The sequence below is a fragment of the Robertmurraya mesotrionivorans genome (genome assembly GCF_050971805.1).
Taxonomy (GTDB): domain Bacteria; phylum Bacillota; class Bacilli; order Bacillales; family Cytobacillaceae; genus Robertmurraya_A.
In genome coordinates, this window is the sequence record NZ_JBPCCH010000014.1 from 39,181 (window position 1) to 54,731 (window position 15,551).

Annotated in this window: 17 protein-coding genes; 3 read left to right on the plus strand and 14 right to left on the minus strand. The window is 37.5% G+C overall.

Annotated elements, in window-relative coordinates; translation table 11 throughout:
* Window positions 1-125: 125 nt before the first annotated feature.
* Both cysI and ACRX5O_RS18445 read right to left on the minus strand, forming a co-directional pair.
* Complete coding sequence (cysI, locus tag ACRX5O_RS18440) at window positions 126-1,847, minus strand: assimilatory sulfite reductase (NADPH) hemoprotein subunit (RefSeq protein WP_433907296.1); 1,722 nt, start codon at window positions 1,845-1,847, stop codon at window positions 126-128.
* Window positions 1,848-1,871: 24 nt separating this feature from the next.
* Window positions 1,872-3,698, minus strand: a complete 1,827-nt coding sequence (locus ACRX5O_RS18445; RefSeq protein ID WP_433907297.1) for an assimilatory sulfite reductase (NADPH) flavoprotein subunit — start codon at window positions 3,696-3,698, stop codon at window positions 1,872-1,874.
* A gap of 231 nt (window positions 3,699-3,929) precedes the next feature.
* Here ACRX5O_RS18445 and ACRX5O_RS18450 point away from each other — a divergent pair, with 231 nt between their 5' ends.
* Together ACRX5O_RS18450 and ACRX5O_RS18455 are read left to right on the plus strand one after the other, a co-directional pair.
* A complete protein-coding gene (locus ACRX5O_RS18450; RefSeq protein WP_433907298.1) occupies window positions 3,930-4,835 on the plus strand; it encodes a LysR family transcriptional regulator in 906 nt (301 codons plus the stop codon).
* Between the two features lie 137 nt (window positions 4,836-4,972).
* Complete coding sequence (locus ACRX5O_RS18455) at window positions 4,973-5,350, plus strand: YidH family protein (protein ID WP_433907299.1); 378 nt, start codon at window positions 4,973-4,975, stop codon at window positions 5,348-5,350.
* 92 nt (window positions 5,351-5,442) lie between these two features.
* On the opposite strand, the gene ACRX5O_RS18460 is transcribed toward ACRX5O_RS18455, so the two are convergent.
* The 12 genes from ACRX5O_RS18460 to ACRX5O_RS18515 form a co-directional block, all read right to left on the minus strand.
* The gene (locus ACRX5O_RS18460) at window positions 5,443-6,219 is read right to left on the minus strand and encodes a sulfite exporter TauE/SafE family protein (RefSeq protein ID WP_433907300.1); all 777 of its coding nucleotides are present in this window, start codon (window positions 6,217-6,219) and stop codon (window positions 5,443-5,445) included.
* 95 nt (window positions 6,220-6,314) lie between these two features.
* Entirely contained in the window at window positions 6,315-6,542 is a 228-nt protein-coding gene (locus tag ACRX5O_RS18465; protein ID WP_433907301.1) for a sulfurtransferase TusA family protein, read from the minus strand.
* A gap of 22 nt (window positions 6,543-6,564) precedes the next feature.
* Complete coding sequence (locus tag ACRX5O_RS18470) at window positions 6,565-7,692, minus strand: MBL fold metallo-hydrolase (RefSeq protein WP_433907302.1); 1,128 nt, start codon at window positions 7,690-7,692, stop codon at window positions 6,565-6,567.
* Window positions 7,693-7,735: 43 nt separating this feature from the next.
* A complete protein-coding gene (locus ACRX5O_RS18475) occupies window positions 7,736-8,131 on the minus strand; it encodes a DsrE/DsrF/DrsH-like family protein (RefSeq protein WP_433907303.1) in 396 nt (131 codons plus the stop codon).
* Window positions 8,132-8,196: 65 nt separating this feature from the next.
* On the minus strand, window positions 8,197-8,772 hold the full coding sequence (locus ACRX5O_RS18480; RefSeq protein ID WP_433907304.1) for a sulfurtransferase TusA family protein: 576 nt from the start codon (window positions 8,770-8,772) through the stop codon (window positions 8,197-8,199).
* A 54-nt stretch (window positions 8,773-8,826) separates the two neighbouring features.
* Complete coding sequence (locus tag ACRX5O_RS18485; RefSeq protein ID WP_391560336.1) at window positions 8,827-9,123, minus strand: rhodanese-like domain-containing protein; 297 nt, start codon at window positions 9,121-9,123, stop codon at window positions 8,827-8,829.
* 19 nt (window positions 9,124-9,142) lie between these two features.
* A complete protein-coding gene (locus ACRX5O_RS18490) occupies window positions 9,143-9,502 on the minus strand; it encodes a rhodanese-like domain-containing protein (protein WP_433907305.1) in 360 nt (119 codons plus the stop codon).
* A 43-nt stretch (window positions 9,503-9,545) separates the two neighbouring features.
* Window positions 9,546-10,025, minus strand: coding sequence for a DsrE/DsrF/DrsH-like family protein (locus ACRX5O_RS18495; protein WP_066059137.1), 480 nt, complete (start codon window positions 10,023-10,025; stop codon window positions 9,546-9,548).
* Window positions 10,026-10,181: 156 nt separating this feature from the next.
* On the minus strand, window positions 10,182-10,445 hold the full coding sequence (locus tag ACRX5O_RS18500; protein ID WP_433907306.1) for a metal-sensitive transcriptional regulator: 264 nt from the start codon (window positions 10,443-10,445) through the stop codon (window positions 10,182-10,184).
* A gap of 14 nt (window positions 10,446-10,459) precedes the next feature.
* Window positions 10,460-10,795 carry a rhodanese-like domain-containing protein gene (locus tag ACRX5O_RS18505; RefSeq protein WP_433907307.1) on the minus strand — a complete coding sequence of 112 codons (336 nt, stop codon included), beginning with the start codon at window positions 10,793-10,795 and terminating at the stop codon, window positions 10,460-10,462.
* Between the two features lie 175 nt (window positions 10,796-10,970).
* Window positions 10,971-12,107 (minus strand): MBL fold metallo-hydrolase, encoded by a 1,137-nt coding sequence (locus ACRX5O_RS18510; RefSeq protein WP_433907308.1) that lies wholly within the window; start codon window positions 12,105-12,107, stop codon window positions 10,971-10,973.
* 144 nt (window positions 12,108-12,251) lie between these two features.
* The gene (locus tag ACRX5O_RS18515) at window positions 12,252-14,198 is read right to left on the minus strand and encodes a CoA-disulfide reductase (protein WP_433907309.1); all 1,947 of its coding nucleotides are present in this window, start codon (window positions 14,196-14,198) and stop codon (window positions 12,252-12,254) included.
* 248 nt (window positions 14,199-14,446) lie between these two features.
* On the opposite strand from ACRX5O_RS18515, the gene ACRX5O_RS18520 reads away from it, so the two are divergent.
* Entirely contained in the window at window positions 14,447-15,349 is a 903-nt protein-coding gene (locus ACRX5O_RS18520; RefSeq protein ID WP_433907350.1) for a ferritin family protein, read from the plus strand.
* Window positions 15,350-15,551: the final 202 nt, after the last annotated feature.

Consider the following 15,551-nt stretch of genomic DNA (forward strand, 5'->3'; position numbering starts at 1 on the left):
TGGTAATATAAAAGATTCCAAAATTTCTAATTCTATTTTGCCCAGTAACAATTTCTCTATGTTGAAAAACAAAAAAGACCTTTATTCTATCTAATTTCTCGACAGAATAAAGGTCTTTTTATATATTATGCGTGAAAATTCGTTCCATCTGTTGTTGCTTCAATAATGCCGGCACGAATCACAAAGTCTCCAAAATGTTCCCCTTCGTTACGTTCCTTGGCATAACGTGGAAGTATGGAGCGTAACACACTAAGGATTTCTTCTTCTCCGATATTTTCACGATACATCTTGCTTAAGCGGCTTCCATCAAATGCAGCACCTAAATACATATTGTATTTTCCAGGGGCCTTACCAATGAACCCAATTTCCCCTAGGGCATGTCTTGCACAACCGTTTGGACAGCCAGTCATACGAATCGTAATTTCTTTATCTCTTAGCCCATTTTCCTCAACGATTTCTTCAATCTTATCAATAAGCTTTGGTAGGTATCTCTCAGCTTCTGCCATGGCAAGACCACATGTTGGTAAAGATACGCAAGCTATTGAGCTACGACGTAACGCAGAGTGATGTTTTCCATCTGTTAACCCGTACTTTTCAAGTAGCTCAGTAATTTTTTTCTTTTTCTGTGCAGACACACTGCCAATGATTAAGTTTTGATTGGCTGTTAAACGGAAATCACCTGTATGAACCTTTGCGATTTCACGTAAGCCAGTTTTCAATGGATAGCCATCAAAGTCAGCTATACGTCCACCTTGCACAAATAATGTGAAATGCCAATTTCCTTTTAGGCCTTTTACCCAACCATATCGATCACCATTATGATCAAATGAGTAAGGTTTTGCTTCTTCAAGCTTCCAGCCAAGTCGGTTTTCTAGCTCATGCTTCACATTTTCTAATCCTAAACGGTCCACCGTGTACTTAAAACGCGCATTCTTACGTACAGAACGATTTCCATAGTCACGTTGGATGGTAATAACCTTCTCCGCCACATCGTACACTTGCTCTGGCTTACAGAAGCCGATGACTTTTGCAAGCTGCGGGTAAGTCGTCTTATCACCGTGAGACATTCCCATTCCGCCACCGATTGCCACGTTAAATCCAACAAGCTTTCCTTCTTCCACGATGGCAATATACCCAAGATCCTGTGAAAATACATCCACATCGTTCTCTGGAGGAATAGCCATACCAATTTTAAATTTACGAGGCAAGTAGAGTGGTCCATACATAGGCTCAACCTCTACATCAGGCGTTCCTGCTACTCTCTCTTCATCAAGCCAAATTTCATGATAGGCCCTTGTACGAGGAAGTAAATCATCGCTTAATTTCTTGCCCCACTCATATACCTCTGCATGAATTTCTGACTGATGTGGATTAGAAGTACTCATAACATTTCTGTTTACATCTCCACATGCAGCAATTGTATCCATTAGAGCTTGATTAATGCCTTGAATGGTACTTTTCATATTCCACTTTAGGATTCCATGAATTTGGAACGTTTGGCGAGTTGTTAATTTTAATGTGCCATTTCCGTATTTTTCAGAAAGGTCATCCATCACCAACCACTGTTCAGGTGTTGCCACTCCACCTGGTAGTCGAACACGAAGCATGAACTGATAAGCTGGTTCAAGCTTTTGCTTTTGTCGTTCTGCACGCACATCACGGTCATCCTGTAAATAGCTTCCATGATGCTTCATTAATCGGTTGTCATCCTCTGGGATACCTGCACTGATTCGATCAAGCATTACTTCTTTTAGCGTTCCACGTAAGTAATCGCTTCGATCTTTTATACCCTCTACATCACTAGGAGGGCCTTCAGGCGCTTTTAAATTTTCTTTCACTTCCACCATGCTTAAAACTCCTTTCATTCAAACTCAGTATACGTCACGCTGGTATCGCTTTTCTTTTTGCATTGCAGCTAAATAGCTTTCTGCTTCTTCACGACCCATGCTGCCTTCTTTTTCAATAATAGTAATTAACGTTTGATGCACGTCATGTGCCATATGTTTCTCATCACCACAAATATATACAACCGCTCCCTCTTGAAGCCACGCAAATACTTCCTTGCTTTGCTCAAGCATACGGTGCTGAACATATACCTTTTCATTCGTGTCTCTTGAAAAAGCAACATCCATCTTTGTTAGGACGCCATCTTTCAACCACTTTTGCCATTCGGTTTGATATAAGAAATCCGTTACAAAGTGCTGATCACCGAAGAACATCCATGACTTGCCCTCTGCACCCGCTTCTTCGCGCTCTTGCATAAATGAACGGAATGGTGCTACACCTGTTCCTGGTCCTACCATGATAATAGGAGTTTCAGGGTTTTCAGGAAGCTTAAAGTTTGGATTATTTTGGATAAATATTGGTAGAGTATCCCCTGCTTGTAGGCGCTCAGCTGTTAGAATCGAGCATACACCTTTTCTTTCACGTCCATGTGAATCGTATCTGACCGCACCAATCGTCAAATGAACTTCATCTGGGTTGGCAGAAATACTGCTTGCAATTGAGTATAGACGTGCAGGAAGCTTTCTTAATATAGAAACAATCTCCTGTGAAGAAGCTGTCCAAGGGCCAAAGTCTCGAAGCAAGTCAAGCAAATCGCGACCATGAATATACTCTCTGACTTTTTCTGCATTTTCCGGTTTCACCATCTCTTGTAATTCCTGATTTACAGAAAGCTTGGCTGCTTGTTCCATTAACGGCTTAGTTAATACCGTAATTTCAAAGTTGGTAAGTAGCGCATCTTTTAGCGTTCTTACTTCTCCTTGTTTATTAACTGTCACTTTTTCATCTGCATTCCAGTTCATTTCAGCAAGGATTTGCTCCACAAGCTCTGGGTCGTTTTCCGGATAAATTCCTAGGCTGTCACCTGGCTCATACGTTAATCCTGAACCTTCAAGCGATAACTCAAGATGACGTGTTTCTTTATTTGATCCACGACCATTTAAATTTAAGTTTTCTAATACTTCGGCACGGAAAGGGTTTGTTCTAGAATAAATAGATTCTTCTGAAGCAACTTGTACTGCTCCACCAGTCGCCTGAGCTTGACTTGCCGCATTTCCAGCCTGTCCTAGAGCTGAAAGTACACTCTCAATCCATTCAGAAGCTGGTTCATCATAATCTAGATCACAGTCTACTCTTTCGGTTAATGGCTTTCCACCTAGCTCCTTAAGGCGCTCATCAAATTCTTTTCCTGTTTGACAGAAGAATTCGTACGAGCTATCCCCTAACGATAGAACAGCATAATTGAGTTCTTCTAACTTAGGAGCACGCTTTGAGTGTAAGTACTCATGGAAAGACAACGCATTATCTGGTGGTTCACCCTCACCATGTGTACTTGCAACTATTAATAGGTTTTGTAATTTCTTTAAATTATTTGGCTTAAAATCACTCATGGATGAAACGGTTACTTGAAAACCATTGCTTTCAAGCGTTTTACCTGCTTTTGTAGCAAGTCGTTGTGCATTTCCTGTCTGTGAACCAAAAAGGATGGTTACTTCTTTCGACACTGGCTTTGAAGCCTCAACTGATAGAGCTACAGAAGCTGATTCTGAAATAGTAGTTGCTGATGCTGCTTGAATAGCTGCTAAATATCCACTAAGCCAAACCTTCTGCGATTCAGTTAGTGTTGGCAGTATTTTGTTAAGAAGCTCTGCCTGCTCCTGACTAAACGGGCTGTTCATAACCTGAAGTTGCAACGAAATCCACCTCACAAAAATATAAATAGACTAAATTCCCCAAAATTCGCAAAATATCATAAGTGTTATTATATCTTAATTATTCCAATAAGTTAAGTCGGTTTTAATATTTAAACCGATAATTACAGGTTTCTCTTCTATGATAATTACTTTACCTTAAGTTTGGCTATTGGTAAAATACATATAACTGATTATAATTATTAATATTTCTAATAATAAGGAGGGTCATGTATGTATTTTGATGAGTTAAAGACCTTTGTTACTCTAGTGGAAGTAAAGAACTTCACCAAAACGGCCGAACTCCTTCTCATGTCTCAACCAAGTGTTAGTTTACATATTAAGAATTTAGAAACCGAGTTTCAAACGAAACTATTCATACGTTCTCCAAAACAACTAAAAATCACTCCTTCTGGAGAGATTTTGTATGATCGAGCCAAACAGTTAATAAGCATGTATGAGCAGACAAAACAAGATATCCTCGACTTGCATACATCTGTTAGTGGAACCTTGAAAATCGGGGCAAGCTTTACCATTGGGGAGTACATTTTACCTTCCCTTCTCTATGACATCCAAAAGGAACATCCGGCACTTGAACTTGAAGTGGTTATAGGGAATACGAAGGAAATTGTTCAATCCGTTAAAAGGCATGAAGTAGATATTGGTCTAATTGAAGGGCAAACCAATGAAAAAGAACTGTCTGTCCACCCTTTTTTAAAGGACGAGCTTTTTGTTGTATCATCCGCTACGCATCCTCTTGCATTAATGAATAGAGACATATTCATATCAGATCTTCAAAACCAAGTATGGGTGACGAGGGAGGTTGGGTCAGGTACTCGGGAATACTTAAATCACGTGATCCGTTCGAATGGGTTAAAAGTACAATCCCTTCTATCTATTAGCAGCAATCAAGGAATTAAAGAAACAATAAGTAAAGGCATGGGTCTTTCACTTTTATCTAATAGCGTTATCCATAAAGAAGTCAACAATGGAGAGTTAGCCATCATCCGCATTAAAGATTTTCAATTCCCTAGAACGCTGTCGTATGTCTACTCTCCTACTATGAAAAAGAAAAAAAACGTGGAGCTTTTTATTACGAGCCTCCAAGAGATGTGGCCTTACCGCTCTGAATCGATTTAAGTATATTTCGCTCCTAACAGAAGGAATAATATTGATGCTTTTACTTATATACTAAAAGTAGAAAAGAAGGCCATCACCTTTGATGGTCTTCTCTTTAATAGAGGTTAATAACTCAAAGTTAATTGAGGTACAGAACAATGATATTTAAGGATAAGCCAACGATTGATTCAAACTACATACAGCAGCATCTGGCAAATGAACGTACATACCTAGCATGGATACGAACGAGTATAACGATTATAGGGGTTGGATTTTTAATAACGAATTTACATTTTTCGTTCATTTCAAAAGATCAACTCGGGGACATACTAGCACAAACGATTGGATTAACTTCTATTTTTGTAGGAATTATCACTATCATACTTTCAACTATTGGATATTTTAAGAAAGGCCGAGACATCAACAACCAAACTTTCGTTTACCCAAGAGTTATTACTTTATGTCTTTCCATTCTGCTCCTGTTAATATTTTTATTCTTCGGTATTTATTATGTATTTATTTGGGAACTGCTTTAAATGAGAAAAAGCGCCTGTCCTTCAATAACAATTGGGACAAGCACCTTTTCTATTCCTTATACTCGATGTACCTTTATTTTAAGTTTGCTAGCTTACAAGATATCCATCCAAATCTTTATCGCTGTTGCTAAAATCAGTAGTGCTAGGACTACTTGAAGGATCTTTGTATTTACCTTCTTCCCTACCATCGCCCCTAGTGGTGAGGCAATTAAACTAGCTATGACCATGATTAAAGATGGCCAAAATTCTACTTGCCCCGTTGTAAGTTTTCCAACTGTCGCTCCGATAGAAGAGATAAATGTGATGGCAAGTGAGGAAGCAATTGTCATACGAGTTGGAATCTTTAATACAACAAGCATGATTGGTACTAAAAGAAAAGCACCAGCAGCTCCGACAATTCCAGACCCTATCCCCACGATAAATGCAAGGACCGCTGCCAACCATTTATTGAATGTCACTTGATCTAATGGAATATCATCTAGACCCTTTTTAGGAATGAACATCATCACAGCTGCAATCAATGCTAAAATACCGTATATGATATTAATTCCACCTTCACTCATGAGCTTTGAACCAAAGCCCCCAATAAAACTACCAACTAAAATACTTGCTCCCATATAAATGATTAGCTTTTTATTTAAAAAGCCACCTTTTCGGTAAGCCCACACCCCACCAATCGTGGCAAAAAACACCTGAACAGCACTTATTCCTGATACTTCGTGAGCACTAAAAGCTGCTAGACCGAATAAAGGTGGAATGTATAATAGCATCGGATACTTAATGATTGAGCCACCAATTCCCAGCATTCCGGAAATATATGAACCAATAAAACCAATTAAAAAGATGGTGATAATAAATCCTAAATCCATCGTTTTTCCCCCTTTGAAAAGCAAAAGCGCCTATCATGACGCTTGCTCTAAAACCATTTTTAGAAAAAGGGAACCCCATCTGGTTCCCTTATAAATCAGCCTTTTTTAATCCAAAATTTTAAAACCGTATCTTCTTCTTCGTGTTTGATTAATTCATGACCACCTGATTTTGCCCATGCAGCAAGGTCATTTTTTGCCCCTTTATCGGTTGCATGAATTTCTAACACTTGACCGCTTTCTAATTCATTCATTGCTTTCTTTGTTTTTACGATTGGCATTGGACAAGCCAGCCCTTTTGCGTCTAATACTTTATTTGCTTCCATTTCTATTCCTCCTAGTATTGTTTTATCGAACCGCACAACGGTTTGGTCCGATTTCCATTTCACGTTGTTGTTCTTCTTCTGGAGTGATTTTCCCCATATTTGTTTCACGGATTTGTTGGTATGCATTAGGTTGTGGTGGCAGGTTTTCCGTTACCACTCTTCTAAATTCATCTTCATCTTTAATATTTAAACCGTGGTTTTTCTCAAATAGAGAGCCCAGTTTCTCTGACACACTTCCATCTTCATTTAACTCATCAATGATCATAAAGTGGGCTGGAAGTACGATTAACTCCTCAGATAACTCTCTATAACGCTTGTATAGACTTTCTCGTAAGTCTCGCACCCAATCCTGTGCTAGACCTGCTAAATCTGGTCTTCCAATCGAATCGATGAACAAGATATCTCCTGAGAGTAAGAATTTCTCATCCACAATAAAGGAAGTTGATCCGATCGTGTGTCCTGGTGAATACAATGCATGGATATTGATTTTCACATTTCCGATTTCTACATCATTGCCATCTTCTAATGGTTGGTACGTAAAAGTAACTTCCGTTGCATCCTTTGGAGGTAACCAGTAAGTTGCATTTGTTTTTTCAGCAATTACTCTTCCACCAGAAATATGATCGGCATGAAGGTGAGTATCAAATACATGAGTGATCTTTGCTCCGATTGACTTTGCAAAATCAAGGTACGTATCTGTCATACGAGTGGAGTCAATGATAGCTGCTTCGCCATTTGATACAACCATGTATGATAAACAGCCTTTTCCGATACGAACGAACTGATAAATTTCGCCACCGTCTTTTAAATCTCCAACCTTAACTGGTTCTAAGTGTTCACTCCACGCTTTCATTCCGCCAGCTAGATAAGACACCGTACGTCCTGCTTCAGAAAGCATGTCAGCTACCATGATAGATGAACCTTCCTTGGCACAAACAACTAATACCTCTTTATCAGTAGGTACTTTATCAAGAATTTCTTCTACCCCATCTAATAGATCAAAGTACGGTACATTTAGATATTCAAAATTTTCGCCTTCAATTTTCCAATCTTGAAATGCATCTTCATTACGTACATCTAAGATGAAGAATGCTTCTTTATTAAATACTTTCTTCGTCACTTCTTTTGCCGTCATTGCTTGAACAGTCATTATTTTTACCCCCTAGAGTATAATTGATTTTAAAAATTTTTGATTAAAAAGTCAGTGTGATATCTGCGTCTTTAGCAAAATCTAAAAATGTTACAGCTCCACCTACTTCAATTCCATCCACAAAGCTTTCTTTTTCTAATCCCATAACATCCATTGTCATTTGGCATCCAATCAGTTTTACTCCCATCTCTTGAGCCATTTCAGCCAATTCTGGGATGGATGGTACATTTGCTTTAGAAAATCCTTCTGCAAAATGTTCTTTTCCTTCTGGCATCGGAAGTTGTTTATTTGCCTCTTTATGAATTAAGTTTAATCCTTCAAAGGTGAAGAAAATTGCTACTTCTTGATCTGTTGCGGCAGCTGCTGTTGCGATGTTAAATACTTTATAAGCATCAAATAGGCCACCATTACTTGCGATAATTGCTACTTTAGTTGTCATTGTATTTCCTCCTAATTTCTTAATGCCACCGTGTGGTTGTATCGTGTGTTTCTTTATAGAACAGCTTAATTATTGATACGATCCGTTGTTCCAGTCCATTGACTCATCCCTGGAATAACATTCAGTACGTTAGAAAATCCGTTTTCAGCTAGTTTCTGAGCTGCTAAATCGCTTCGGTTACCTGTACGACATACGATATAGATGGTTTGATCTTGGTTTAATTCATTCATACGAGCTTCTAACTCACCAAGTGGAATAGAAATCGCATTCGGAATATGATTAAATGCATATTCTGCCGTTTCTCTTACATCTAGAACCATCATGTTTTCATTTGCTTCTAGCTTTGACTGTAGTTCCTCATTTGTCACTACATTTGGATGTTTTCTTTCAATGGTTTCATCGCTTGAAGACTTTCTTAGATAATGCTTTAACACATCTCCTTCTTCCAAAGTACCTAGATATTGATGTCCTGTACTTTCAGCCCATGCTTTAATATCTGCTTTTGATCCCTTATCTGTTGCTTGGACTTCCAATACCTGCCCTGCTTCTAATCCAGTCATTGCTTTTTTCGTTTTAACAATCGGCATCGGGCATGCTAATCCCTTTGCATCAAGAGTGACATTTGCTTTTAAGTTCTCCATGAGTAACCTCCATTACTTTTATACCATATAGGGTATATTTTATTTTAAAATTTTTTATTCTGTTTTACCTTCCCAAGAAAGCATACCACCTGTCATATTAATGACTTTGTATCCATAGCTTTCTAGAAATTGTGAAGCACTACCACTTCTACCACCAGAACGACAAACCATGATATATTCCTTTGATTTATCTAACTCATGCATACGGAACTCAATAAGGCCTAGTGGAATGTTTACTGCTCCAGGAATTTTCCCAGCTGCTACCTCATCTACTTCTCGCACATCGATAATATCCAATGCTTTACCTTCGTTTAATAGTGCTTCTACTTCTTTGGCTGTCATTGTTTTCATTGTTTATTCCTCCTATATCTTATGACCAGAAGCTCATGCCGCCTTTTACATTCGTTATTTTTGTAAATCCTAATTTTTTTAGGGTTTTGCTAGCTTTTTGACTTCTCATTCCACTTTGACAAATGACTACTACTTCTTTATCTTTTGAAATCTCATTTGATTTTTGAGATAGCACATGAAGTGGAATGTTTTTAAAGCCTTTGATGTGGTTTCCCTTATACTCAGCTGGCGTTCGAACATCCACAAATTGTTTATTTTTATCTTTTAATTCCTTTTTTAATTCAGCTGTTGTTATATGTCTAACGCCTTTTGTCGGAATCATTCTTTGGATAATCAAAACTAAGAACAATCCAATGAGAATATAATTTACATATTCCATATTATTCTCTCCTTATTGATAGGGGAAAATCCCCTATCTTTCATTAAATAAATAGATTTACATTCCCATCTTCTGCATCAGCCAAATAAGCAGCTACGCCCGCATATTCGACATTTTCAAGAAGCTCTTCTTCTTTAAGACCTAACAGATCCATTGTCATCGTACATGCCACTAATTTCACGTCTTGCTCTTGTGCCATTTCGATTAACTGAGGTAGGGACATTGCGTTGTGCTTTTTCATAACACCTTTAATCATTTTTGGACCCATACCTGCAAAGTTCATTTTAGAAAGACCCATCTTATCTGCGCCTCTTGGCATCATTTTTTCGAACATCTTTTCCATGAATCCTTTTTTCACCATCATATTTTCCTCTTTACGGAGAGCATTCAACCCCCAGAATGTATGGAAGATGGTTACTTCATGATCGTAGGCTGCTGCACCATTTGCAATAATATAAGCAGCCATTGCTTTATCGTAATCTCCACTAAATAACACAATCGTAGTTTTTTTCTTTTCTGACATACTGTTACCTCCTAGGTTTTTAATTCTATTTATTTACATATACTCGTATAGGTATATTATTGTTTAAAAAAATATAAATTACGTTTAATACCTTAAACTTCAACTTACCCCCATGGGTATAATGTTAAATGAATGACTCAATGATGTCAACCTTTTTTATCTGCTTTTTACAAGTAGGTTAACCGCTTCTTTGATCAGATTCTCTGCATTTGTTTCTTCGTTTTCATTAGCTTTTTGTACACAGTCAACTAAATTAGAACTTACAATCACACCCATTGTACGATCAACAGCCGTTCGAACAGCTGATAATTGTGTAATCACTTCTTTACAGTCCTTATTTTCTTCCATCATTCGTAAAATCCCTCTAAGCTGCCCTTCCATACGCTTTACTCTATTTTGAATTTGAGTATTGTAATCCATATGTTTACCTCCTTTTAACAAAGATTTTTTATACTAAGTTTATCTTCTTTCAATAGTTTTGAATGATGACTAGCAAGGGTATATCCAATCACTTGAAACCCTTTCTTACGTAAAAGACGAATACCCACATTTTTTTCTAGGTTGTTTGAAGCAATAATATATAGTTTACGATTGGGTATGTCAGTGCTAAATCTATTGAGATAAGCAACAGGTATATTTATTGCACCCGGTATAGAGAATTTACTTGCTTGGTTATAATCTCTTAAATCAATGATAGTGGATTTTGTTTCGATCTTTTCTCTGGGAATATAAGCTACAGAGAAAACCGGAAAATACCTTTCAAATAACACATATCCAATCACTAACAGTAGAATGGTTACAAAAGTAATCTGAAATACCTCCTTAGAAGTTTGTCGATATGTACATACTATACCCCATTGGGTATAAAGTCAACCAGGAAATTTATACCTCAAATAAAAAGGAAGGCAACCGAAGTAGTTACCTTCCTCATTTTTAATTTCTCTTCTATCTTACCGCACAACGATTCGGGCCAATCTCCATTTCCCTTTGTTGTTCTACATCTGGCGTTATCTTCCCCATATTTGTTTCTCGAATTTCCTGGTATGAATTGGGCTGAGGTGGTAGGTTTTCCGTTACCACTTTTCTAAATTCATTCTCATCTACAATATTTAATCCGTGATTTTGTTGGTATAGTACACCAAGTTTTTCAGAAATACTTCCATTATCATTCATTTCATTTATTCCCATATAGTGAGCAGGCAGAACTAGCAGGTCATCTGCCAATTCCTTGTAACGCTTATATAGTGTATTTCGTAAATCGCCTACCCAATCTTCTGCTTTTCCTGCAAGGTCTGGGCGTCCAATAGAGTCAATAAACAAAATATCTCCTGTTAATAAATATTGGTCGTCGATGACAAAAGAGGTACTCCCTATGGTATGACCCGGAGAGTAAACCGCCTTAATTGTCGTTTTACCAACTTGATACTCATCCCCGTCACCAATTTGTTGATACGTAAAGTTTACTTCAGTGGCATCTTTAGGTGGAAGATAATAGGTTGCTCCCATTTTTTCAGCAAGCCTTCTCCCACCAGAAATATGGTCTGCATGTAGATGAGTATCAAGTACATGCGTCAATTTAATATGATGCTCTTTGATAAAACTTTCATAAGGTTCAAGCATACGATTTGTATCAATCATTGCAACTTCACCATTTGATTCAATCAAGTATGATAAACAACCTTTTCCTATCCGAACAAATTGATATAATGCTCCTCCATTTTTTAAATCACCAATCTTGATAGGTTCTAAATATTCACTCCATGCTTTCATTCCGCCCTCAACAGAATATACATCTGTAAAACCCGCTTCTGCGATCTGTTGAGCCACAAATTCTGAGGATCCACCTTTAGCACATATGACATAAATAGTCTTATCTGTGGGTAATTTTTCCTTAATAGAGTCAACCCCTTCTAATAGATCAAAGTAAGGGGCGTTAATGATGTGAACATTTTTACCTTCAATCTTCCAATCATCAAAATCATCCGTGTTTCTTGCATCTATGATAAAAACTTCCTCATGATTGATCACTTTTTTGGCAATTTCCTTTACGGAGATGGTTTTCACCGCTGTTTCAGTAGTCATTTTCTGCCTCCTTCGTAAACGTTTTTTCGTCTTTCTTGAATTATTATCTTTCCGTTTGATTTTTCCATGCCAAGATACCACCTACCATATTTTTTCACGACAAAAAACGCATGACTCACGTACTTGAGTCATGCGTTTACTATGTTATTTCTTTTTGATCCAAAACTTAATCAGCTTATCATCTTGCTCCGTTTTTAGGATGGTGTGACCAGCATTTTTTGACCAAGCAGGTAAATCGTTTAATGCTCCTTTATCCGTTACATGAAGCTCTAGCACCTGGCCACTTTCTAATACCTCAATCCCTTTTTTCAATTTCACGATAGGCATAGGACAAGTTAAACCACTAACATCTACCAGTGAATCCACTTGAAAGTCATTAATGGTTTCTTCGATAATCGTTTCTCCAAGATCGTTCGTTTTTGTTTCAACTTGCTTGGCTATATTGCTTCCAAATACGGACGAATAGGTCTTCCAGCCTCCATCCACATTCTTTACTTTGTATCCGTTATTTTTTAGAATACGGCTTGCTAAATACCCTCTTAGCCCAACCTGACAGCTTACATATATGGTTTGATCTTTAGGAATTTCATCTAGTTTATTTCTGAGTTCATTTAGCGAAATATTAATTGAACCCTCAATATAGCCAAATTCACGTTCCATTGGTTCACGGACGTCAATTATTAAGCCACCTTCAGCAACAATTTTGTCTACTTCGTGCCACTGAATATGTTCCAATTCACCATCCATAATATTTGTTGCCACATAACCAGCCATATTGACTGGATCTTTAGCAGATGAATACGGTGGAGCGTATGATAATTCTAAGTTTGTTAAGTCTTCTACGGTTAATCCACCTTTAATCGCTGTAGCAATAACGTCCATTCGCTTATCAACCCCATCTGCTCCAACCGCTTGTGCACCAAAGATTTTTCCTGTTTCCTTGTCAAAAATCAACTTTAGAGACAGGGGTGCAGCTCCTGGATAGTAGCCAGCATGAGAGCTTGGGTGAATATGAACGACTTCGTAAGATACCCCTAGTCGTTTTAGTGTTTTTTCATTATTCCCAGTAGCAGCAACGGTTAAATCAAACACTTTTGCAATAGAAGTCCCCATCGTTCCTTGATATTTCTCTTTTTTACCCATGATATTATTTGCTGCAATTCGTCCTTGACGGTTTGCAGGGCCAGCAAGTGGAATCATTGCCTTTGTGCCACTAATATAGTCTACTACCTCAACTGCATCACCTACTGCGTAAATATCCTCATTTGAAGTTTGAAGATACTCATTCACAATAATACCTCCACGCTGTCCTAATTCAAGACCAGCTGTTTTGGCCAACTCATTTTCAGGAATGACACCGATAGAAAGAATGGTCATATCTGTAGAAACTTCCAAACCATCAGAGAGAATGATCTTCTTTCCTTGATCTTCAAACGCTTTTACCCCATTTTCAAGAATTAGTTGAACTCCTTTTCCTTTTAAATGAGTGTGTAAAATACTCGCCATTTCAAAATCAATTGGTGCCATAATTTGATTGGCCATTTCAATAAGTGTTACTTCAATTCCTCGATCTACTAGGTTTTCTGCCATTTCAATACCTATAAATCCACCACCAATAACAACAGCCTTTTTAGGTTGAACGTTATCTACATAGTTTTTTATTTTATCTGTATCTGGAATATTTCTTAATGTAAATAAGGTCTCATTTTCCTTTAGCCCTGGAATCGGTGGTACGATTGGTCTTGCCCCAGGAGATAATAATAACTTATCAAAGGACTCTTCATAAACTTCCCCATTTTGAAGGTTCTTTATTGTCACTCGCTTGTTATCCGGATCAATGCTCACTACTTCACTTAAGTTACGAATATCCAGCTTAAAGCGATCTGACATACCCTCGACGGTTTGTACCAACAGCTTGCTTCTGTCCTTAATCGTTTCCCCGATATAATAAGGTAATCCACAGTTCGCAAATGAAATATGCTTACCACGTTCGAAAAGAACGATTTCTACATCCTCACTAATTCTTCTTAATCTTGCTGCTGCTGTTGCTCCCCCAGCTACTCCGCCTACGATAACCACTTTCTGTGTCATATCTATTCCTCCAATAATTAATTTTTATATAAACAACTAACTTTATTAATACGTTTAAGGTAATTAATAATACCTATATGGGTATTATAGAATATTTAAAAATAAAGTAAACCCCTTTGGGTATAAGTTCATTTATTCTTCACAATTACTCTCTGGTAATCATAACTCCCTTTAAGACACCCATCCGATATTTGAGCATATGATAAGTTGATAAATTACCCTGGGGGGTGGATGCTAGCATGCAATATATGTATAATAATTATCCCTATTACCATACTAATTTTCGTAATACTTTTGACGTCAGTTTAATAAACGATATTCAAAAAGCGATCAATGGGGAATATGGAGCCATAGAATGTTACGGTAAATTAGCTAGAATGGCAAAAACTCAGGTCGAAAAAGATCAGATTCTTGAGATACGCCAGGATGAGATACGTCACTTTGAGGAGTTCAGTAGAATATATAGAGAGTTAACGGGCAGACAACCGGTCGCTGAAAACATTGAAAAGTGTCCTGATCAGTATAAAGAGGGTGTTGAGTTTGCTTTTAGAGATGAACAAGAAACGGTAGACTTTTACCTAGATATTGCAGATAAGTCCCAAAATCCTGTTATTAAAGAGACATTTCGTCGTGCTGCTGCTGATGAGCAAAATCATGCTGTATGGTTTTTATACTTTTTATTAAATAAACAAATGATGACAAACACTAGTCGCCAGCCTAATAATTACGGATCTAAGGGTGCATTAAATGCTACCAGTTTAACAATACCCCAAATGCTAATCTACGCGCTTCAAGATGAACACTTGGCTCAATCAAGGTATAAAAATGTACTCGAAACTTTTGGAGACATACGTACATTTGCACAAATCAAAGAAGCAGAATTAAGACATATCTATGCACTTTTACCTCTTTTTGAAAAATACCAAGTCCCAATTCCAGAGGATATTTCACAATCGTTCGTTAAAACGCCAGGAAGTGTAAAGTCCGCTTATGCAGCTAGTGTAGAAGGAGAAGTTGACAATATAGCTATGTATGAAAAGTTCCTAACATTTGAAATTCCTAATGATATTAGAATGGTATTCACTCAATTACGCAATGCATCTAGAAATCATCTTGCAGCGTTTGAAAGAGGGCTTGAAAGAAGTTATTAATGTCAATTGTAGTTTAAGAGAAAATATACCCTCATTACAAAAAATGTCTACCACCTAAAATTTTCTAGTGGTGTTGATAGACATTAATGTTGGTAACCAAAAAACCCGTTAATATCAACGATTAACGGGTTTTTGATATAAAATTAGATAACATTAATGTTGGTAACTGTAATTTTCAAGTGATTTTACCCGAGATACCTTT